Genomic DNA, 20,097 nt, shown 5'->3' with positions numbered 1-20,097 from the left:
GATCGATAACAGTCTCGACCGACCGTTGAGTCACCGAAGCAGACGTTCTATATTTCGATGGCGGATGTTCGCCCACGCCTCGAGATCGAGTTCGAACCGGGCGAACAGGTCGAAGTGCGGGACGTCCTGACCGGGGAAGAGGTAGTCAGTCCCGAACACGAGCCGGTCGTGGTGGGACTCGAGAAACTCCTGTCCGAGCGATTCGTCGCGGGTGAGCGCGTTCCACCCCCCTAGTGTCGAGATATCGCCGTAGATGTTGTCGTACTCCGCGAGCAGTTCCCAGACGCGGCCGCGGGACTCGATCGCCCCCTCCGGAATCCTGCCGAGGTCACCCGGCTCCACGTCCGCAGCCATGTGCGACCACCAGCCGTTGGCGTGAGCGACGAAGTCGACCTCCGGATACGAGGCCAGCACGCTCTCGAGTCGCGGGAGACCGACCTCGTCTGTCAACGACTGCCGATCGGTGTGAAAGAGGATCGGCAAGTCGTGGTCAGCGCAGCGTTCGTAGAGCGTCCCGAGGCGCTCGTCGTCGATATCCATTCCGACTTTCAGTTCGCCAAACCCGCGCGCCCCGCGGTCGATGTAGCGCTCGAGGAGTTCGTCGGCGGTGTCCTCCCCGTAAACCAGGGTGCGCGGATCGACCGAACAGAAGGGAACGAGTCGGTCCGGATACGCCTCGACTTCGTCGAGCACCCACCAGCTCGGCGCCTGGACCGGGTAGCCCTCGGGAGAATCGAACGCGAGGACGACCGCACGGTCGACGCCGTGGGTATCCATCCAGTCGACGAGGTCGTCGGCGAAGAGCGGGTCGTGACCTCGAGCTTCCGCCGGGATCACGTGCGTGTGCGCGTCGAACAGCGGGATGTCGTCCATGGCGTCGGGATCGTCTTCGTCAGTCTCCGTCTCATCTTCGTCGGCCCCCATATCGTCCTCGGTTGTCTCCGGCTCGTCCGGCGTCCTGTCGGTCGGTTCCGATTGTTGGGATTCCGCCGCCGATCCGTCGGGGGTGGTAGACGCGCAGCCGGCGACGGTTGCGAAGAAACCGGCGCCCGCAGTGAGCTCGAGGTATCGGCGCCGCGTTGCGGCCGACTCCGAGCGCCTGGAGCCGCCAGCGTTCGATCCGGCAGATTCGGAGTTGCAGGAGGATGGACCGGAATCGCCAGAGGGTGAAGACGCAGGGTGCATGTCCCGCGGTTCCACATTCCGGTGTAAATCAGTGACGAGCGTAACGGCTTCCTACCTGTCATCCGAGAATGAGGCGGCAACGCCCGCTCGTGTCGTCGCAGTACTCGCGTCTGCTCGCCCTCGTCTGTCCCCCACTCGAGTAACTATAGAGTCATGTTTCGGTCGGTAGCCTGGTGCTACTGACCCCCGAAATCCGAACATGCATGCCGCTGTCCCCCATCGTCTCTCTCGTGAAGCGAGCGCTCCTGATCGTCGCGGTCGTCGGAATGGTGGCCCTCGCCGGCTGTGGGGCCGGTCTCGACGTCGGGACGAACGCTGACGATTCCGAGGGGAATGGTTCCGACGTTGATACCGACGGCGAACTCGAGTTACACCACATCGACGTGGGGCAGGCAGACGCGACTTTGCTCGTTACGCCCGGCGGTGAGACGATTCTGATCGACACCGGCGACTGGCGTCCCGACGGCCAGCAAGTCATCGACTATCTCGACTCGCAGGGGATCGACCGGATCGACCACCTGATCGCGACGCACGCCCACGCCGATCACATCGGCGGCCACGCGGCCGTCATCGAGCACGTCGAGGAGAACGGCGAGGGCGTCGGCGCAGCCTACGATTCGGGTGTCGCGCACACGAGCCAGACGTACGACAACTACCTCGACGCGATCGAGGAGTACGACGTGACGCTGTTCGAAGTCGCCGAGGGTGACGAACTACCGCTTGGTGAGGCGGAAAGCGAGACTGCGAACGAAACCGAGGGCGTCACTGCCACGTTCCTCAGCCCGCCTGCAGGCGACTCCGGTAGCGACCTCCACTACAACAGCGTCACGCTCGCCGTCGAGTTCGGCGACTTCTCCTATCTGACCACCGGCGACGCCGAGGCAGATGCCGAGGAACGCCTCGTCGACGAACAGACCGACCACCTGCCGTCGACGGTCTACCAGGCCGGCCACCACGGCTCGACGACCTCGTCGACCCCGCCGTTCCTCGACGCCGTCGAACCCGAGATTGCGGTCATCTCGAGTGCACTCGAGTCCCAGTACGGCCATCCACACGACGAGGTACTCGAGTCGTTCGACGAACGCGAGATTGAGACGTACTGGACGGCGGCCCACGGCGATATCGTGATGACGACTGACGGCGAGGACATCTCCGTCTCGACCGCGGCCGACGCACCGACTGATCCGGCGGCCCTACTCGAGTTGAAGCACGAGGCGAGCGAGGATGTAGACGAAAATGAAGATGAAGATGAAGATGAAGCCGAGGAGACTGCGCAATCATCGCCGTCGCTCGCTTCGACTCCCGGTGTTCCGTCTCTACTGGACGTGGGGCTGGACACGGATCTGGCTGAGGTAGGACAGCCAGGAGGGCCGACGGCAGGTGCAGACGCAACAGTAGGAGGTGCAGACACACTAGCAGGATACCCATGACAGCAGACACATCATCGACGACAGTGACTGCGGTGCTCGATCGAATCGTCGACGGAGAGACAGCGGTGTTGCTACTCGAGGACGATCACGACGGCGAGGAGCAGCGTACCGATGACGAGGCGACGGCGGGTACCGGGGAAGAGACACAGCGCGGACTCAGCGACGAGATACAACTCGCCGTCGAGCGCGTGCCGGCTGACGGCCGACACGACGGAGCCGTCTTCGAGGCGACCGTCGAGCGAGACGACGACGGCGAGGTGACTGCACTCGAGACGCTCGCGTACCGACCGGACGAGACGGAAGCGCGACGCGAAACGGCACAGGATCGATTCGACGAGTTGTCAGAGCGGTTGTCGGATCAGTAACGGAGCGAGAGCGAATTGTTGTCACTGGGAGTGGTGTTTCGTGAACTGCCTCGGGGTCAAGCCCCGAGGCTTCCCGTGGTTTAGTCGGACACTCCCATCCGATCATCGGCCTGATAGCCTCGAACGGTCGGGCGGGTCACGGTCGGGGCGTCCACAGCCCCCGATGCCTGCCGTCTCAAAGTCGCTACGCGACTTTGCGGGCTGCACAAGAGCTTCGCTCTTGTGAACGTCGCACCTTCCTAACAACGGGAAGGCTGTTGAGAGCAGGCACATTCCAATCGAGTTTCTTCACGCCTTTTACGGCGATGTTAACGCTTGCACCACGGTCGCTGTGGTCTTGATGCCCACAGTCTTTGCACTTGAACCGCTTCTTGTGACGGTTCGCACGTTCCGTATGTCCGCACATCGGACACCGCTGGCTCGTGTACGCAGGGGCAATCCACGAGGTCGGGATGCCCTCGAACGACGCCTTGTACGACGTATAGAACTGTAGGGCGCGGAACGGGAGGTGGTGCAAGCGTCGGTTCATTCGCGTGCCGTAGTCGATACTGTCGCGCATCTCTTTGAGGTCTTCAAAGACGATGCACGGCTTCTCGAACTGTTGGCTCCACTCCACGATGTGCCGAGATACCTTGTGGAGTCGGTCGCGGACAAACCGTTCTTCGCGCCCTTCCAACGTGTCGTGGATGCTGTCTTTCCCGGCGTTCTGCACGCGCTTCCGCATCGTGAAGTAGCGGTGGCGCTCGAACTTGATTTCGGGGAAGTCGATGACCAACGAGTCCTCGACGCCATCCTCGGAGAGTGCGGTGAGAGCCACGTTGTCCTCATTCACGTCCACGCCGACAACCGTCCGTGAGTCCTGCTTGTCCCGAACTGTTTGTTCGGTGTTGGTGACGTTGACGTGCAACTCAGGAGTGTCGTTATGGAACAGGGCCTCCGCCGTCCCAATCTTCCACTCGTCACTTTCGAGTGCAGTCTTGAGAATATCGAGGTGAGCGTCACTCCCTTCGAGGACGCCCTTGACGTGGTTGTACGGTTTCGCGCTGATTCGGAACGCCACGTTGCCATCGTCGGTGAGCGACAAATTGTACCCCTCCTCGTAGTTCGCACGAAGCGGGTACGCACCGTCCTTGGTGTGGCTCGGGAGCCCGAAGTCGTCGTACTCGTAGTAGTTCTTCATCGCTCCGAGAGCCTTGGCGACAACGCGCTGAGTCGTGTTCTTCACAAGGTTGGCGTCGTCTGCCACGCGGTCGGGAATCGTATTCCAGTCCACACCTTCTTTGGCGAGACGGATGGTTTCGTTGTACACTCGTCGGGCTTCGAGCGTGGCGTCGTACAACAGGCTCTTGTTGTCACTCTGGATGTTGAGTTGGAAGTCCAGAGTCTTGACGAGAGCCTGTGAGCCTGTCATTCTTCGTCTTGTTTGGCGGGTTCTGAGGTTCGGACGACTTTCACGTCGGCCCCACGCCAGCGTTTAGGAACGGTGACGTGGGCACTGTTCCCGAACGGTTTGACCTCACCGTCGAGAACTTCCTCGCCGTCGATTTCAAAGCGATTCACCACACCAATGTATATATTTTGGATATACTTAACTGTGTTGGTGGAGTGGGTTCGATATGGGCGAGAAGCGGTCGAATCACACGGTGTACAACGTCAACTACCACTTCGTGTGGTGTCCGAAATACCGCCACTCGATTCTCGAACCCATCGAGGATTCGCTGGAAGCGGGTTTTCGCAACGTGTGCGACGAGTACGATTACGAGATACTGTCGCTCCACATCTCACCCGACCACGTACACCTGTTCTTGTCAGCTCATCCGAAGCACGCCCCGAGCGAGATTGTACGAACTGTCAAGAGCATCACGGCGCGGGAGATGTGGGAACAGCACGAGTCGTTCTTGGAGGAGTATCTGTGGGGTGGTGGATTCTGGGAACAGTCGTACTACATCGGAACGGCAGGAACAGTCTCAACAGAAACGATTGAGCGGTACATCGAGCGGACAGAACACGTCTAAGTGTCGGCTTCACCCTCGGGGTCAAGCCCCGAGGCACTCGCCTTGTTTTCTCTGTAGAGAGTGTTGTTCCGAGGGAGCGGCGTTTTGCTGAGAGCGGCGCTCAGTGGTGTCAGTTCGAACGGGGCAGTAGCTCTCACAGAGAGCTATCACGCTGAATCGAAAAGCCCGCTCACCGCAGTGGTGAGCGGTGCCGGGGTGGAAAGGTGGGTGGTGGGGTGGAAGTGGAGTGGAACCGTCGGGTGCAGTGGGGGAACACCCTGGTTCCAGTGGATGGCTGAAAGTGGGGTGGGTGGGGTGGGTGGAAGTGGACCCGGTGGGTAGGGGTGGATGTGATGTGGATGGTGGAGTCGGATGGTGGATGACACGTCAGCGGAACGCCGGCCGGGGAAGCCAACTCGCCCGCTGTACTCACACATTCCGGCGCTTGTGTATTAGCCGTAGTGCCAAATTGTGTTGGAGACCGTGAGAGGAAGACACATTCAATACCGCTCGCGAGACAGCACCAGCCATGTTACGGTCGTTCGACGGAACCGAACCCCAGGTCGCCGACTCCGCGTACGTCGATAACGCCGCCGTCGTCATCGGCGACGTCCGAATCGAATCCGAGGCAAGCGTCTGGCCGAACACCACCCTCCGCGGCGATCACGGCACGATCGTCGTCGGCGAGCGAGCCAACGTCCAGGACAACGCCGTCCTCCACGAGCACGCGACGCTCGAGTCCGGCGCGACGGTCGGTCACAGCGCCATCGTCCACAACGCCACCGTCGCCGAGGGCGCGCTGGTCGGCATGAACGCGGTGGTCCTCGACGGCGCTCACATCGGCGAGGGAGCTGTCGTCGCCGCCGGCAGCGTCGTCACCGAGGGAACGGAGGTCCCACCCTCGACGCTGGTCGTCGGCACACCTGCGGAGCCCAAGACCGAAATCGACGACGCGCGCCTCGCGGGAACCGCAGATCGGTACGTCGAACTCTCGCAGCGTCACGCCGAGACGTCGACCCGACTCGAGTGAATGGCTGGTAGGGATCGAACTTGAGTGCGCCCGTCGAGAGTTTTTGGGGGCGTTTCGAGGGACAACGAGGGAAACGCTGATACAGCCACCAGCCGAAGCCACGCGCATGAGCAAGTCATCGTGGACGGACCAGATCGTCGGCGAGCGGATGACCGTCGATCAGGAGTTCTCCTCGCGAGTCGCGAGTTCGCAGTTCTCGAACCAGCAGTGGAGTCTGATCATGACTGCGACGGAGTTCAAGATCGAAGACGCCGACGAACCGGAGCAGGCGCAACTGGTCGCAGATACGTCGAAACTCGAGCAGATCATCCCCGAACTCGAGAACGTCGACGCGGGCATGGGTGCGATGGGGGGTGCGGGCGGCGCAGGCGGTAGTTCGGGTTCCGGCGGCTCCGGCGGCCTCGTCGACTCCATCAAGGGCGCACTCGGCATGGGTGGCGGTGGAAACGACCACGAGGAACAGCGCGAGGCGGCTGAACAGCTCACTCAGGAGTACGCGGACGAGTTACAGACGCATCTCGAGTCGAGCGGTCGCTGGGAGTCGGTTCGTGAGGCTGCTGCGGCCGAGACGGCCGACGACGAGGCTGACGCAGCGAACTGACCGGGTCACGACGGGACGGTCTGTCCCAGACCGTTGCTTCTCCCAACTGTCGGACGGTGAGTACCAACGCTCAATCGCCCGCGTGAAACAGCGTCAACTCGCTGGCCTCGTAGATGTTGATCAGTTCCATCACCAGTTCGTCGTAGGACTCGTCTTCGATGCGAATGCCGTCGAGTCGTTCGATCGTTTCCTCGTCTAGCTCTATCTGTGGCATGTGTATACACACAACATTGAGGGATAAAAGCTCGCGGGCGGCTAGCGGTCGGATAGTCGTGTCGGCCCCTCAGACGGCACCGAAACCCACAGCACCTTTAGGCACGCTCCACGACCGTAGTGGTATGGCAGATTCCAACGACGTCGAAACGACGACCATCTCGATCAACGCCGACGACGACACCACGGACGAGGTAACGGTTCCGACCGGCCTCCTCGACCTCGTCGCCGAGGGCGACCAGACCGCAGCCGAAACCGTCGGCGACGTGACGCTGCTTTCTCTCGCCAGCCGCGCTCATCACATCGTCCACCACGGTCAGGAGTCCGACGAGGACCTCGAGGCGCAGGAAGCGCGCATCATGGATCTCTTCGAGGAGCGCTTCGGCGTCACGTTCGGCGAGGCGACCGGTCACCAGCACTGAGACGGACTGCTGGAAGTCATTTCCGGAGTACCTTGGACGACTCGCGGTTACTCCGCTAAACCGTTTCAGCAGACCGGATGTGATGCTGTTCCGCAGAGACGAACCGTTCTCCGAACGATCCCGAGCGTTCACCCTGCATTCTCTGGAGAAACCGCTGTCGAGATAGATTCGCCACTGTCCGACCCTTGGTACTGGCTTGCTGTAGCTGTGGGTGTACTCGAGTAAACGGCGTATGTGGCCCCAGTCCTCAGCCGAGGTGCAGACTTCTATTCCAAAATCTCCTGAGTAACTATTAAGCACCATTGAATTCAATTCTAACAAAATGAGTCGCTGGACTGGTTCTCAACGCCGGGAACTCACGACCACAAACGCGGTGAGTCGGTAGATGGGACGGAAGCGGACACGCAAACGAGCATTGAAGTCGACCGACGCCGACGAGTCTGAATCGGAGTCACAGACAAAGCGTCACTCCTCGAGTTCGACTCGATCGAAGACGGGCGGCCCACTGACCGGAACCGCGGTAGTCGATCAGGGGATCGGCAACGATATCAACGCCCTAACCGGCCAACCAGAGGGGTTCGATGCGATGGCCGGGTCGAACACGCCCGACTTCGAACCACTCCCGACTGGTCCGGACGCGCAGATTCAACGTGCACTCGAGGGCACCGACACCACGCGGGACGAGGTACCCAACACTGTCCTCGACGTGCTCGGCCAGGGAGGGGAGCCGTTAGACGGCCCGATTCAACGGGCACTCGAGGAGCGCATGGACGCGGACTTCTCGAACGTGCGGGTTCACACGGGCGGGAATGCCTCGCAGGCAGCGGAGGCGATCGACGCGAAGGCGTTCACGTGCGGGAACGATATCGTGTTCAACGCCGGTGAGTACGATACTGAAAGTCCGGAGGGCCAGCATCTGTTGGCCCACGAGCTGGCGCACGTCAAACAGCAGAATGGCGGTGCGACGATCAGCATGATGCCTCAGGAAGGGGCCGATCTCGAGATCGATCCGGATCCGCAGTTAGAGCGCGCGGCAGATCAGGCTGCCAAGGAGGCATTGTCTGGCGAGGAGCCACTGACTGTCAATCGATTAGGAACCGACGTCCACATCCAGCGGGCAGCAAAAGGCGATGCGCTGGAGACGCTGGCAATGCTGGAACTCGAAAACGAAGACGAGGACGGGATCAGTGACTTCCGCCAGAACCAGAACGCAAATCGCATTGCCTACCTCAAAGAGATTATCAACGAGTTCTACGCAGAAGCGGAGTCGGCCAGAGATGCCGTCGACGACCAGAGCACAGTCCAAGGGCTGGTCGACAGAATCGAACACGAAGTCGGAGACCAATTGCAACAACTCAACGAGAAATTGGAGGACAGACTCGAGGATGTCGCGCTGACTGACGACCAGCGCCAGAAACTCCAACAGGGTATCGACACCGGCGAATGGGTCGACTACGGGACGCCTGTAGGCTCGACGGTGTTGGGAGTGGTGCTCAGTCCGCTTGCAGGGCTAGCCACTGGACTCGGTATTGCAGGCCTCAAAAATCGGTTTGGGAGCTTAGATGGCGATATCGAAGAACGATTTAAGAAGCTCACCAAAGAACTCGAAGAGGATGGTTATCTCATCAATGAGGGTGACGACCCAACTGGCGTCAGAGGTGGTGACTGATGCGAGGTGAAATCATTGGTGAAAATGATGACGGTGTAGGTGTTGATGTTATTGACAATGTTGGAGTGAAACACGAAATATCGTTCTCGAAGGATAACGGAGAAATCGTATACCACCAAGCACCCGATTACCCAGACCACCCGAACGATCGCACGCAGGAAGAAAATGAGCACATCCGGCAGGCACGCCGGTACGCCAAGTGGCACGTCTACCGCGAGCGGGGCTACGAGACGATGCCGCGCCACGAGAATCCGGACTGTTTGGTCGCGGCGATGATTGCGGTGTCGGCACTCTCTGGCGACGCTGTCGAGGAACACTTTGGCGACCTCGAGAGCCAACTCGAGAGCCACTCCGACGATTCGGCGCTTGAACTGCCGTTCGAGGACGCCCGTTCAGACGACGTGTTCGTCTACCGCAAAGACCTCTATCTCTCACCCGATCCACTTGCTGTCGACCCGCCGCTGGCCGAGCAGTACAACGACCTCGCGACGGAGATCCGAACAGATCTGGGCGCAGTCTTCGACGAATCGGACGACCTCGAGCACCAGATACTCTCTCTGTTCGATCACGAGGACCGATTGGAGACCAAACTGCCGTCGTTTGAACTCGAAGCCGTCTCTAAAATGCACACCCTTCACACTGACGGATTTTCCGAGCAAACGACGGAGCCAGACGCACCGTTGGATCGAGAACCGGATGCGCGGATTGAACTCCCGCCGTTGAATCTCGAGCAGTTCGACCTGTTCAAACTCCTGCTGGTGACGAATCTGAGCGCACAGGTTCGCGATCGATTCCTGATGATGGGCGAAGGGTCGCCGAAAGCGTTCCAGCACCAGGGCTTTGGTACGTATCGAGGGACCGTTAAGAAACAGATTAACGACATGTACGACACGTACTATCTCTTCTCCGAATCACCATCGAACTGGCGTCCGACCCGTTCGTAAGCCGGTTTTCCAGTGACCGATCCATGGTGTCTTCTTGCGACAGATTGAACCAAAATCCCCCGCGGGCGAGAGTTGCGGTCGTACCCAAATCAGTGCGAGAGGTGATCTCACGCCAGCGGACCGAACCCGGGGTTCGGTACTCCGGTGGTCGTGAGGTCCAGACGAGTCTACACGGCTCGAAACTCGCCTACGATCCCCACGACCTCGTGCCTAACCGAGACGACGGCGGCGTTTTTGGCCAGGAGAACCACATCAAGCGGGCACTGGACCGCACCGACACCACCCAAGACGAGGAGCCCAACTAGGTGCTCGGGAACGGCGGTCTGCCCCTCGAGCGGTCGATCCAGCGGACGATGGAGAACCAGATGAACGCGGATTTCTCAGCTGTACGCATCCACACTGCCTCGAAGACCGCCGAAACCGCCGACGCCATCGACGCGAAGGTCTTTACTGTGGAAACGATCTCGTATTCATTTCATCCGGGGGAGTACGATCCCAGTCAGGGGAAGGGTAGTTCCTGCTCGCGAACGGGTGTTCCCAGTGTACATCAACGGACTGACGCAGTGACTGATTGCTATTCAACAGAACAGTCTACTGTCACGCTGTCACCGCTACAGCAGTCCAAATTCGGCAACTGAGGCGGCATTTGAGTCTGCGGTTCCGTCGTCTTCATCGACATCGTCGGGTCCATCGCCAGCGAGGTCACCGTCTTCGTCAGCAGTGACGTCACCGGTGTCTCCCTCGCTGTCAGCTCCGTCAGTCTCGGCTCCGTTCTGATCTTGATCGCCGGTCTGGTCTCCGTTCACTGGCGACTCCGTGGGTGTCTCTTCGCTCGGCGAGCCGTTATCCGGTGAGTCGCCGTCAGGTTCCGGTTCGTCCGGCGTTTCGTCTGGCTGCTCCTCCTCGGGGGACTCCTCGTCTGGCGCTTCATCCGGGAGCACTGCAAGCCCCTCGATCGTCACCGTCTGCTCCGCATCCTCGGTTGCAATCGTATGCGTCGACTCGCCCTCCGGCACCGTCGGCGTGAACTGCTCGACCGTCGTGTCACCCGGCTCGAGCGAAATGGTTCGCTCTTCGATCACTGATCCGTCCACGCTGTACGTGACCGTCTGCGTGCCACCGTCGTCGCCCGTATTCATAATCGTCGCGACGACGGTCGTCTGCTGGCCGGCCACGTCAGTGGGTGGCGCTGAGACATCGACCAGCGAGAACTCCGCGGCTGCCGGCTCGGTCACCGTCACGATCGTCTCGTCGCTCTCGTTCTCGCTCGCGACTACCGCCGTGTACTCGCCGGGTGCCAACTCGTCGGTCGGCGTACTGAACGCAACCGTCTCGCTCGCGCCGGACTCGAGTGCCACTGCCTCCGAGTCGACCACCGTTTCGCCGAGGGTGAACTCGAGTGCCTGCTCGCCGGCCTCGTCGCCGACGTTCTCGATAAGCGCCTCGACCTCGAGTTCGTCGCCCTGTTCGACGGGCGAGTTCGTACCGGTGATTTCGACGGCGAACTCGGCGGGATCGGCTGGCTCCTCGATCGTGACCGGCGTCTCGTCGGTGTCGTTCTCGCTTTCGACCGTCGCGGTGTACTCGCCGGGCTCGAACTCGGTGGTGTCCGCTTCGAGCGTGATCGTCTCGGTCGGGTTCGTGCCGAGTTCGAGTGTCTCCGTGTCGACTGCGGTGTCGTCGAGTGCGAGTTGAATCTCCTGTTCGCCGGGTTCGTCGCCGACGTTTTCGACGAACGCCTCGACCTCGAGGGCGTCACCCTGTGTGACCGGCGAGTTGGTGTCGGTGATGTCGACCTCGAAAGTGGCAGGGTCGTCCGGCTCGGGGATGTCGACGACTTCGCCAGCGGGATCCGTCTCGGCGATCAGCGCCTCCTCGTAGCCGAACGGAACGAGGCCGAACTCCCAGACGAGCTGCTCGTCCTCGTCTACGGGCGTCCACTCGACGGTGAACGTCTGGTTGCCGGGCTCGAGCCCGCCAATTGGTTCGTCCTCGGTCGTTCCCGCGACGAACTCGCTCACGCCGGGCAGTGCTTCTTCGTTCGGATTCTCGGAGCTGAACGTCACGTCGATGGTGTCCTCGCCCCACGCCCACTCGCCGTCGTCGCCAGTGGGCTCACCCGGCTCCGTCTCCGCAACGGAGATCGACGGCTCGTCGGGCCGTGCGTCCTCGTTGCACTCCTGACCCTGCGGATTCGGATGGTCGATACTGGCGAACGGAATCGCCTCGTCCGAGCTGATGCCGGAGATGTAGGTCCCGAACGTGCCGTAATCCGGCACACCGACTGTGATGGTGCCCTCACCATCTTCGACCCCCTCGAAGTCGTCCTCCGCACCGATCTCGAAGACGATCGTCCCTGTGAACGGTGCCTCGACCTGATCACCGACCGTCACGAAGTCTTCGATGATCGTATTGCCGAAGCCGGCACCGTCGTAGAAGCCCGTGCTCGCGGCGACTGTTTCACCCTCTTCGAACGAGCCCGTTACCTCCGCGCGCGTACAGCCCACGAACTCGACCTGGAACTCCTCGTCGACGGTGTACTCGAGTGACGCCGTCTCGAGCGTCTGGTTTTCCTCGGTGGCGACGAGTGAGACATCGAGGAGCGCGTTCTCTGCGAGTGGCGTCTCGAGGTCGATCGATTCGTTTTCGATACCCTCGCCGGCGGCGAACGGCTCGGTTTCGGTGAGCTGGTCGCCGTCACCGTCGCCGTCGCCATCGGTCACGGTGAGCGCGTACTCGACGGAGGCGTTGGCTTCGTCGATGGTGACGCTGGTGCCGTCGCCGGTCTGGTCGCTGACGCTGAGCGTCGAGTCGGGATCGAACGGGTCATCGAGCGTGTACTCGATGGTGTCGCTCGCGAGCACTTCGTCGTCCGCCGCGGCGTGGACCGCGACTGAGACCGGTCCGTCAGACTCGATCGGCGGGTCGAGATCGAGTTCGAGTTCTGAGACAGTCTCGCCGGCCTCGATTGTGTCGCTGTCGACCCGCTGGTCGTCGTAGACGGCGCTCACGACGTAGTCGACGGTAGCGGAGGCCTCGTCGACTACAAGCGTTTCGCCGTCGCCGCTCTGGTCGCTCACCGAGAGGTCGGCCTCGGGCTCGTCAGGCTCGTCGGGGTCGACCGTGACGAAGGCCATGTCGAGCACCGGTGCGCCGCCTTCCGTGACGTACGGCTCGTCGTCGCCGCCGTCGCGTTCGACGTACCGGAACGTCTCGTCGTCGGTCGTATCGTGGTGGACCGCCGCGACGAGCGAGCGGTCGTCTTCGAGGGGCTCCTCGAGTTCGATTTCCACGTCTCCGTGCTCGCCGGGCTCGAGGTAGCCGGAGACGCCGATCACGTCCTCGGGATCGAGCGCCGCGGTCGTATCGTCGTAGACCGCGACGAAGCCGCCTTCGGAGAGGTCGACGCTCGCTATCTCGACCGTCTCGCCGGTCGTGTTCTGATCGGGGAACGAGAGCGAGGCGGTGCCCTCGAGTTCGTCGATCAGTTCGATGCGCTGGACGAGTTCGATTTCGACGTACTGGACGAGCTGTGCGCCGTCGTCGATACCCTGGTCGACGGCGTACCCCGTCGCGTCGGCCGCGGTCTCTGCGGTCAACAGTTGAAGCTGCGTGACGCTGATCCGCTGGTACTGGATCGCCCGCGCGGTCTCCTGGCTCGCGGTCGACGCTGCGACCTGAAGCTGGGTAACGGTTGCCTCCTGATGTTGGGCGAGCGCGCCCTCTGCGCTGCCCATCGCGAGGTGCTGGACCTGCGTGATGTCGACGACCTGCTTCTGGATCACCGCGCCCTCGCCAGCGCCGAACGCGACGGACTGAATCTGCTCGATTTCGACGACCTGGTACTGGATCGCCGACGCGACTGCCCCCTTCGATGCACCCGTCGCGGCCGACTGGATCTGCGTGACCGACACGTCCTGGCGCTGGACGAGCACACCCTGCGCGCCGCCGTCAGCCGCCGCCTGAATCTGCTCGACGGTCGCCTCCTGGGACTGCGTGATCGCTCCCGTCGCCGCCCCTTTCGCGGCCTCCTCGATCTTCGGCGTCGTAATCTGCTGGACCTGCTCGACGTGGACCGACTGGACCTGTTTGAGCGCACCCGCGCTCGCTCCCCACGCCGCGGACTGGGTCTGTTCGACGGTCACCGTCTGCTTCTGCACCAGCGCGCCCTTCGCCGCCCCCTTCGCGGCGGTCTGGATCTCCTTGATCGTCACCGCCTGGCGCTGCTCCATCTCGATGTCGATCTGCTGTTCCTGCTCGAGTGCTAGCTCCGAGCTGCCCTCGAGTGCACCCGAGGCGGCACCCGCGGCCGCGTGCTGGACGTGCTCGATCGTGACCGTCTGGCGCTGTTCGGCAGTGAGCTTCTGGTACTGCGTCAGGACGCCGTAGGCCGCACCCTGGGCTGCCTCCTGAATCTTTGGCTGCTCGTCGACCTCGTACTCGGCGGCCTCACTCGCCGCACCCGCTGCCGCGCCGAAGGTGGCGACCTGCAACTGTTCGACGGTAACGCGCTGTTCCTGGGCAATCGCACCGTGGGTCGCACCCCAGGTCGCACTCTGGAGTTGGCTCGCGGTCGCCGTCTGGTGCTGGGCGAGCGCGCCGTCAGTCGCGCCACCGACGGCGTGCTGGATCTGGGTCACGTTCACGCGCTGCTCCTGGATGAGCGTCCCGTGAACCGCTCCTGCCGTCGCCTCCTGCACCTGTTCAACCTCGGCTTCCTGATGCTGTGCGGCCGACTCGCTAGCCGCCTCGACCGCGGCCGCACGCTGTTCCTGACTCACCTCGACGCCCTGGGCCTGCACGAGTTCGATCCCCTGGTCGACGCCCGCTTCGACCGCGTCCTCGTGCTCCTGGAGCGTCTGTGCCTGTGCCTGCGCTGGCGACTCAGCGTTTGTCTCTGTATCACCCATCGCCGCACCGTCCGTCACACCTTCACCCCCCGCCGCCGCATCGGCCTGGGCGGGGGCTGGTGATCGGACTTGGACTGGAGACGGGTACTCGAGTGGCGCGAGCGGCGCGGTGTTCGCTCCCATTTCACCAGGAGTAGCCATTCCCGTCTCACCGGCGGCTGCAACCGGCGGTGACGCCTCTGTTTGCTCGCCGTACTGGTTCGACTGTGTCGAGTCGTCACCGAGCCCCGAGAGGCCGCCGTTGAGCAGCGGCAGTGCAATCAGGCTCGTGACGAGCACGCCGGCGACGAGCGCGACAATGAGTGCGCCGCGTGTGCGTGGTCCCAGTCGGTGGCGGCGAGTCATCGCCGACCACCGTCGCGGCGACCCCGGTTGTAGACACAGCCAGCGGTAGTATTGGTGGCACTGGCACGGGCTGTGATAGTATCGGCGACACAGCCAGCGGTAGCGTCGATGGCACGGTCTGTGGTAGTGTTGGCGGCACAGCCAGTGCTAGTGCCAGTGCCGGTAGGACTACTGTCAGCCCCCCTCGCAACGCAACCGCGAGGATCGGGCGCGCCACCAGCCACCGGTATCCGCTCTCCGTCTCTACGCGCCAGTGGCTGCCAGACGGACCGACTTCGGATCCAATACCCCCTCCTCACCCCATCCGTGATACTAACTCCCATTCGTTTTCGACACCCGTCCGAATCGGCGCATAAGCGCGCCGCTCGTTTCGCTGCTCGTGCTGACACAATCACCTGTTACGACGGGCAGAACGCGAGATCTACTGACCCACAATGACCCGCCGACCGGGCTTCGAGGTGGCCCGTCACAACCGGGTGTGAACGATCACCAGCGCCGACAGGAAGCGGTTCATTTCGACACACGTTCGGCCGGTGATGATCGATTTCGTCAGCGCGTTGTCCGTTCAGTCGGTGGGTCGACCACGCTGTCCACCGAACACACACTTCGGAAACCGAAGTTTTGATCACGGTTTACGAACGAGCGGCTGGCATGGAAACAGACCAGCGACAGGTCGAGCTCGTCGACGCCACCGTCGCGAGCCAGTTCGCTCGCGCGGCGCTGCTCACCGTCTTGCTCGGCGCGGCCGCACAGATCGCCATCCCGATCCCGGGCCCATCACCACCGATCACCCTCCAGGTGCTGTTCGTCTTCCTCGCCGGCCTCATCCTCGGGCCGGTTTGGGGATCATTTTCGATGATTCTCTACCTCACCGCCGGCGCAATCGGTGTCCCGATCTTCGCCAACTTCGGGAGCGGAATCGGCATCCTGTTCGGCCAGAGCGGCGGCTACCTCTGGTCGTACCCCCTCGCCGCAGCCCTGATCGGACTCCTCGTCCACCGCGACTACCGCAGCCACGGGCTTCGTGACCCCGCTACCGCCTCGCTCCCGCTCGTCGTCGCCGCCCTCGTCGCCGGCACCACACTCATCTACGGGATGGGGTCTGCCTACATGGCGATGCTACTCGAGTTGACCGCGTGGCAGGCGATCACTGCTGCCGTCGTTCCGTACATTCCAGGTGAGATTCTGAAGATCATCGCGGCGGTCGCAATCGTCAGAAGTGGCCGGCTGCCGACCCCGGAACACCAGTCTGGTCGGTGACCGAGTCGATGATCGAATTCGACGATGTTACCTACGGGTTCGACGAGGTGCCGGTACTCGAAGACCTCTCGCTGACGATCGACGACGGTGAGTTCGTCGTCCTCGCGGGGGCCAACGGGAGCGGTAAGACCACGCTGTTGCGCCACTCCAACGGACTGCTCTCGCCCGACAGCGGCACCGTTCGGGTCGATGGGACACCCGTTTCGGAGAACCTGATCGCCGCCCGCTCGCGGGTCGGCATGGTCTTCCAGCACCCGCGGGATCAGTTCGTCGCCGCCACGGTCGGTGCCGACGTCGCCTTCGGGCCCGAAAACCTCGGACTCGACCGCGACGAGATCGACCAGCGCGTGACGGATGCGCTGGCAGCCGTGAATCTCGAGGGCCGAACGGACGAGCGAATCGACACGCTCTCCGGCGGGGAGCAGGCTCGCGTCGCCATCGCGGGCGCGCTCGCGATGAACCCTGTACACCTCGTCCTCGACGAACCCTTTACCGGCCTCGACGCCCCTGCTCGTCGCTCGGTACTCGACCGACTCGCGTCACTCTCCGACTCGGGGACGGGCATCTGTCTCGCAACGCACGACCTGCGCGACGTCTGCGAACTTGCAGACCGGTTGATCGCGATGCAGGACGGACGGGTCGTCGTGGACGACGCGCCAGCGCGTGCACTCGAGGCGTTTTCAGAGCTGCCGATTGCGGTTCCGGATTCGGTTCGCCGGCAGCCCGCAGACTGAGGCTGGCGGACGGTACCGGCACGAGACGAGTACAAATCCCCACCGCTACATGCTCACCTACGAACCAGACGATACGCTCGCCCACCGACTCGATCCGCGCTCGAAGCTCGCGATCCAGATCGGGTTCGCAGCGACGGCGCTCTCGCATACCGCTCCGCGCGCACTCGCCGTGCTCACGCTGATCACGCTCGCGATTCTGGCAACTGCTCGTGTGCGACTCTTGCAGACGCTCTACGCGTATCGCTTCGCGTTCGTGTTCCTCGGCGGTGCACCCCTGCTGGCGTCCATCACACTCGGGCCGCCGTGGGTCGATCTCTCCGCTGGTGTGGACTCGCTGCTCGCGAGCTCTCGCGTGCTCCTCATCTTACTCGTCAGCGCGGCCTACGTTCGTTCGACGCGGGTCCGGGACTCGCGAGCGGCGATTCAGCGGACGATTCCCGGAAAACCGGGACAGTTGCTCGGCATCGGCGTCGCGCTGGTCTTCCGGTTCCTGCCGGTCCTTCGTGCAGACGTGAAGACGATCAGCGACGCGATGGCGGCCCGACTGGGAACCGAGCGAGCAACCCACGAGCGCGCCGGGACGATCGCACTGCTCGGACTCGAGCGCGCGTTCGACCGGGCGGATCGGCTGTCGCTCGCCCTCCAGGCGCGGTGTTTCGCCTGGAATCCGACGCTGCCGCGGCTGTCGTTTTCGCGGCTCGACGCGCCCGCACTTGGAATTGCAATCGTACTCGCAGTGTCGGCACTGCTCTGATGGTGTCGCCTGGTTGAGCGCCCGAGATGACTGCTAGCCAAACCGGGTCACGGACAACACACTGGACGGGAGCAGAAGGGGGGAGACGCGAGAGTGGGTTGTCTCTCTCGCAGATTTCGAATCCAACCGCGTGTCTCACTGGATGGGGGATGGAGTGACAGCGGATGGGGGATGGAATGCCGCCAGACGAATTCGTCTGGATGGGCAGGTAGTTGTTATTGGTGATTACTAATAATCCTTTGGCAGACGTTCGTCTGACGAGATCCGTGAATGTGTTCCCAACGGTTTAATTTCAAAAGCCAGAACCCGAATACGGAGTCCAGATATGAAACACCGGATGACAGTTCAATACAAGAGCAAACGTTCACCAATTTCTCACCAAATATATTATAGAGTGGGTGGAAATATCGGCCAACGGCGGTACTCAACTACTACCGTGGGGATTTTTACATGAAAGATACAACGGAGTTGTCTGATGGTGACTACCACTCACCATCGGTGCAGTATACTGGTCAAATTTATTGTCTAAACAAACATAACTTGATTGCCTTCGTGAGAAGTAGGTCTAGTAGGTTAGGGGTGATTTCGGAGTTTACCTACTACCATCACAACCATAAGTAATTGTTATTATTCATTTCCGATATTGTCCAAAACCATTAACTGACTAGTTAGTCAGGCCACCATATGGAAAGTTCAGACAATCTATCTATGGAAACCCAACTCCTGTTCAGTATCTTAGAAGAAATTGGTGAGAAAGAGACTCGCAATATTGCCGATTTACCGCCTTTAAGCGACTCAATTGATGTGGATGCCCTTACTAGACTTGCGGAATCAAAGGGTATTGCTGTTAAATTTGAGTATTGTGGTTATGAGATACTCGTTGAAGATCGAGAGGTGACTGTTCTCTAAGGCCAACGAAAGACAGTAACCTCAACAGCTGTGGAATTATAATCTTTGTCCACTTTGACCTCAATAGTCTTGAGAGGCATGTAAATCCACAGGAGTACACTTTGTCTATCACCATGTCAGATCCTCACTACTACTGCATTACTATTCGCGGCCGTCCGTGAGCCCTTCACCGGTCCAAGCGAGTTTTGAACCGTGCACAGAGAATGTGATTGTCAGCAGTGCAGTAAGAGAACTGCTGCAACTGAAGGGTTTATAACACGTCCTAGAGACAGTCACAACCGTGTATCTCCGTCCGAAAATATCGGACAGTAGGGAGTTGTCTCGTCAGACGGCCGTTGATGACAACAACAATCCTTGACACCTCGCCAGTATATCAGGTAGTATGCACATACGTCAACTCACTAACCGCAAAAATAATATCCATCAATAATAGGGAAAACTAGTATTCATCTAATATAATTCTTCTTTTTGTATACAGTTCTATTTCGAAGGCGATTCTATAGAAGATTACCAATCTCATCGATACACTTACGGGTTATCGGACAAATGGGCAACTGCGGGGGATTACATCCACCATCGGTCGTTCACAAACGACCGGGCCTGTTCACAGGCCAGTCCCTTGCACACCCACAGACAGCCATTCGATGGATAGATTCCTGATCCATCATCTGCCCCCCGGCCCTCCAGTAGGGCCGGTTTGTCAGAGGCATTCACCGAGTGGCACCGAGTTCGGAATCGATTTTCGTGGTAATAATTCGGAAAGCAGAGTAGCGGAACGCGGGAGATGTGTCTCACTTCGAGAGTGCAGTTCACTTCGAAAAGCCCCGGCGGGGGAGGATAAAAAGCACTCAGTCCCTACCCGGGTGCTGCCTCGTTCCCCGCATCGCGGCTTCTACAAGACAACGTGATATACATTCCGCGTAAGTACGCGTGCATGTGCTGTGGGTCAACCCACAGCTGGTCTTCCACTGTGGATTCACTAATATGTTGCGTTGAACGGTTGTAACGTCCACTGACTTGCCATGTGGTGTGGACTCTCTTGGTTTCGCGAATCCGGTATCAAACTAGAAGACTTATTACAGACAACCCAAAACGAACCAGATACCCCTACACCGGGAGTCCATCACAGGTCTCCAATCACGTGATCGTATGGATCGCGTGATCGGCCGCTGTGGTGGTCCGCCCCAAGAATAGCTATACGACCAAACAACAGACAACATAACATGACAAACGAAACGAACTTCCGCGAAAAGGGACGCGCAGTGTTCCTGGCCGCACTTATGGTCCTTTCCGTTGTCGCCATGTCCGCCTCGTTCGCAGGCGGTGTCGCGG

Annotated in this window: 19 protein-coding genes and 1 pseudogene; 15 read left to right on the top strand and 5 right to left on the bottom strand. The window is 60.9% G+C overall.

What is annotated here, in order from left to right:
* Positions 1-30: 30 nt before the first annotated feature.
* Entirely contained in the window at positions 31-1,185 is a 1,155-nt protein-coding gene (locus tag BBD46_RS13485; RefSeq protein WP_084777757.1) for an amidohydrolase family protein, read from the bottom strand.
* A gap of 203 nt (positions 1,186-1,388) precedes the next feature.
* On the opposite strand from BBD46_RS13485, the gene BBD46_RS13480 reads away from it, so the two are divergent.
* Complete coding sequence (locus BBD46_RS13480; protein WP_071402220.1) at positions 1,389-2,615, top strand: ComEC/Rec2 family competence protein; 1,227 nt, start codon at positions 1,389-1,391, stop codon at positions 2,613-2,615.
* Positions 2,612-2,980 (top strand): DUF3006 family protein, encoded by a 369-nt coding sequence (locus BBD46_RS13475; RefSeq protein WP_071402219.1) that lies wholly within the window; start codon positions 2,612-2,614, stop codon positions 2,978-2,980. Before BBD46_RS13480 ends, BBD46_RS13475 begins: the two co-directional genes overlap by 4 nt.
* 80 nt (positions 2,981-3,060) lie before the next feature.
* Here the strand turns inward: BBD46_RS13475 and BBD46_RS13470 are convergent.
* Both BBD46_RS13470 and BBD46_RS21670 read right to left on the bottom strand, forming a co-directional pair.
* A pseudogene (locus BBD46_RS13470) lies at positions 3,061-4,391 on the bottom strand (RNA-guided endonuclease TnpB family protein).
* On the bottom strand, positions 4,388-4,543 hold the full coding sequence (locus tag BBD46_RS21670; protein ID WP_084777756.1) for a DUF2080 family transposase-associated protein: 156 nt from the start codon (positions 4,541-4,543) through the stop codon (positions 4,388-4,390). The pseudogene BBD46_RS13470 and the gene BBD46_RS21670 overlap by 4 nt, the downstream one beginning before the upstream one ends.
* Before the next feature lie 53 nt (positions 4,544-4,596).
* Between BBD46_RS21670 and tnpA the strand changes: the two genes are divergently transcribed.
* The 3 genes from tnpA (at position 4,597) to BBD46_RS13455 (ending at position 6,605) form a co-directional block, all read left to right on the top strand.
* Complete coding sequence (gene tnpA / locus BBD46_RS13465) at positions 4,597-4,995, top strand: IS200/IS605 family transposase (protein WP_071402217.1); 399 nt, start codon at positions 4,597-4,599, stop codon at positions 4,993-4,995.
* 508 nt (positions 4,996-5,503) lie between these two features.
* Positions 5,504-6,004 carry a gamma carbonic anhydrase family protein gene (locus BBD46_RS13460; RefSeq protein WP_071402216.1) on the top strand — a complete coding sequence of 167 codons (501 nt, stop codon included), beginning with the start codon at positions 5,504-5,506 and terminating at the stop codon, positions 6,002-6,004.
* A gap of 106 nt (positions 6,005-6,110) precedes the next feature.
* Complete coding sequence (locus tag BBD46_RS13455) at positions 6,111-6,605, top strand: DUF5799 family protein (protein WP_071402215.1); 495 nt, start codon at positions 6,111-6,113, stop codon at positions 6,603-6,605.
* Positions 6,606-6,675: 70 nt separating this feature from the next.
* Here the strand turns inward: BBD46_RS13455 and BBD46_RS22690 are convergent, their stop codons facing one another.
* Positions 6,676-6,819: a DUF7557 family protein gene (locus BBD46_RS22690; RefSeq protein WP_006652320.1), complete on the bottom strand. Its 144-nt coding sequence runs from the start codon at positions 6,817-6,819 to the stop codon at positions 6,676-6,678.
* Positions 6,820-6,943: 124 nt separating this feature from the next.
* Here BBD46_RS22690 and BBD46_RS13450 point away from each other — a divergent pair, with 124 nt between their 5' ends.
* The 5 genes from BBD46_RS13450 to BBD46_RS21665 all read left to right on the top strand — a co-directional run bounded on the left by BBD46_RS13450 (position 6,944) and on the right by BBD46_RS21665 (position 10,491).
* Positions 6,944-7,240, top strand: a complete 297-nt coding sequence (locus BBD46_RS13450) for a DUF7545 family protein (RefSeq protein WP_071402214.1) — start codon at positions 6,944-6,946, stop codon at positions 7,238-7,240.
* Between the two features lie 385 nt (positions 7,241-7,625).
* Positions 7,626-8,909 (top strand): eCIS core domain-containing protein, encoded by a 1,284-nt coding sequence (locus BBD46_RS13445; RefSeq protein ID WP_071402213.1) that lies wholly within the window; start codon positions 7,626-7,628, stop codon positions 8,907-8,909.
* The gene (locus BBD46_RS13440; RefSeq protein WP_071402212.1) at positions 8,909-9,853 is read left to right on the top strand and encodes a hypothetical protein; all 945 of its coding nucleotides are present in this window, start codon (positions 8,909-8,911) and stop codon (positions 9,851-9,853) included. The genes BBD46_RS13445 and BBD46_RS13440 overlap by 1 nt, the downstream gene beginning before the upstream one ends.
* A gap of 101 nt (positions 9,854-9,954) precedes the next feature.
* Positions 9,955-10,158: a hypothetical protein gene (locus BBD46_RS13435; protein WP_071402211.1), complete on the top strand. Its 204-nt coding sequence runs from the start codon at positions 9,955-9,957 to the stop codon at positions 10,156-10,158.
* Complete coding sequence (locus BBD46_RS21665) at positions 10,159-10,491, top strand: DUF4157 domain-containing protein (RefSeq protein ID WP_084777755.1); 333 nt, start codon at positions 10,159-10,161, stop codon at positions 10,489-10,491. It begins immediately after the preceding gene.
* Here BBD46_RS21665 and BBD46_RS13430 read toward each other — a convergent pair.
* Positions 10,465-15,108: a DUF7282 domain-containing protein gene (locus tag BBD46_RS13430; protein ID WP_171908206.1), complete on the bottom strand. Its 4,644-nt coding sequence runs from the start codon at positions 15,106-15,108 to the stop codon at positions 10,465-10,467. The genes BBD46_RS21665 and BBD46_RS13430 overlap by 27 nt on opposite strands.
* A 651-nt stretch (positions 15,109-15,759) precedes the next feature.
* Here BBD46_RS13430 and BBD46_RS13425 point away from each other — a divergent pair.
* The 5 genes from BBD46_RS13425 to BBD46_RS23540 form a co-directional block, all read left to right on the top strand.
* Complete coding sequence (locus tag BBD46_RS13425; RefSeq protein ID WP_071402210.1) at positions 15,760-16,368, top strand: biotin transporter BioY; 609 nt, start codon at positions 15,760-15,762, stop codon at positions 16,366-16,368.
* Positions 16,369-16,376: 8 nt separating this feature from the next.
* Positions 16,377-17,102, top strand: coding sequence for an energy-coupling factor ABC transporter ATP-binding protein (locus tag BBD46_RS13420; RefSeq protein WP_071402288.1), 726 nt, complete (start codon positions 16,377-16,379; stop codon positions 17,100-17,102).
* 49 nt (positions 17,103-17,151) lie between these two features.
* Positions 17,152-17,856 carry an energy-coupling factor transporter transmembrane component T family protein gene (locus tag BBD46_RS13415; RefSeq protein ID WP_071402287.1) on the top strand — a complete coding sequence of 235 codons (705 nt, stop codon included), beginning with the start codon at positions 17,152-17,154 and terminating at the stop codon, positions 17,854-17,856.
* Between the two features lie 684 nt (positions 17,857-18,540).
* Entirely contained in the window at positions 18,541-18,765 is a 225-nt protein-coding gene (locus BBD46_RS13410) for a HalOD1 output domain-containing protein (protein ID WP_084777753.1), read from the top strand.
* A 1,223-nt stretch (positions 18,766-19,988) separates the two neighbouring features.
* Positions 19,989-20,097, top strand: a 109-nt coding sequence (locus BBD46_RS23540) for a surface glycoprotein (RefSeq protein ID WP_216094830.1), incomplete at its 3' end; no start/stop codon positions are given.

The organism is Natrialba sp. SSL1, from assembly GCF_001861355.1.
GTDB lineage: Archaea > Halobacteriota > Halobacteria > Halobacteriales > Natrialbaceae > Natrialba.
This window is presented reverse-complemented; position numbering and strand designations above follow the sequence as displayed.

Coding starts and splice junctions, on each gene's coding strand:
- BBD46_RS13415 (WP_071402287.1), top strand. CDS start 17,152: ATGCTCACCTACGAACCAGACGATACGCTCGCCCACCGACTCGATCCG.
- BBD46_RS13455 (WP_071402215.1), top strand. CDS start 6,111: ATGAGCAAGTCATCGTGGACGGACCAGATCGTCGGCGAGCGGATGACC.
- BBD46_RS13430 (WP_171908206.1), bottom strand. CDS start 15,108: ATGACTCGCCGCCACCGACTGGGACCACGCACACGCGGCGCACTCATT.
- tnpA (WP_071402217.1), top strand. CDS start 4,597: ATGGGCGAGAAGCGGTCGAATCACACGGTGTACAACGTCAACTACCAC.
- BBD46_RS13450 (WP_071402214.1), top strand. CDS start 6,944: ATGGCAGATTCCAACGACGTCGAAACGACGACCATCTCGATCAACGCC.
- BBD46_RS13445 (WP_071402213.1), top strand. CDS start 7,626: ATGGGACGGAAGCGGACACGCAAACGAGCATTGAAGTCGACCGACGCC.
- BBD46_RS13425 (WP_071402210.1), top strand. CDS start 15,760: ATGGAAACAGACCAGCGACAGGTCGAGCTCGTCGACGCCACCGTCGCG.
- BBD46_RS13485 (WP_084777757.1), bottom strand. CDS start 1,185: ATGCACCCTGCGTCTTCACCCTCTGGCGATTCCGGTCCATCCTCCTGC.
- BBD46_RS13440 (WP_071402212.1), top strand. CDS start 8,909: ATGCGAGGTGAAATCATTGGTGAAAATGATGACGGTGTAGGTGTTGAT.
- BBD46_RS13480 (WP_071402220.1), top strand. CDS start 1,389: ATGCCGCTGTCCCCCATCGTCTCTCTCGTGAAGCGAGCGCTCCTGATC.
- BBD46_RS13460 (WP_071402216.1), top strand. CDS start 5,504: ATGTTACGGTCGTTCGACGGAACCGAACCCCAGGTCGCCGACTCCGCG.
- BBD46_RS13410 (WP_084777753.1), top strand. CDS start 18,541: ATGGAAAGTTCAGACAATCTATCTATGGAAACCCAACTCCTGTTCAGT.
- BBD46_RS13420 (WP_071402288.1), top strand. CDS start 16,377: ATGATCGAATTCGACGATGTTACCTACGGGTTCGACGAGGTGCCGGTA.
- BBD46_RS13475 (WP_071402219.1), top strand. CDS start 2,612: ATGACAGCAGACACATCATCGACGACAGTGACTGCGGTGCTCGATCGA.
- BBD46_RS22690 (WP_006652320.1), bottom strand. CDS start 6,819: ATGCCACAGATAGAGCTAGACGAGGAAACGATCGAACGACTCGACGGC.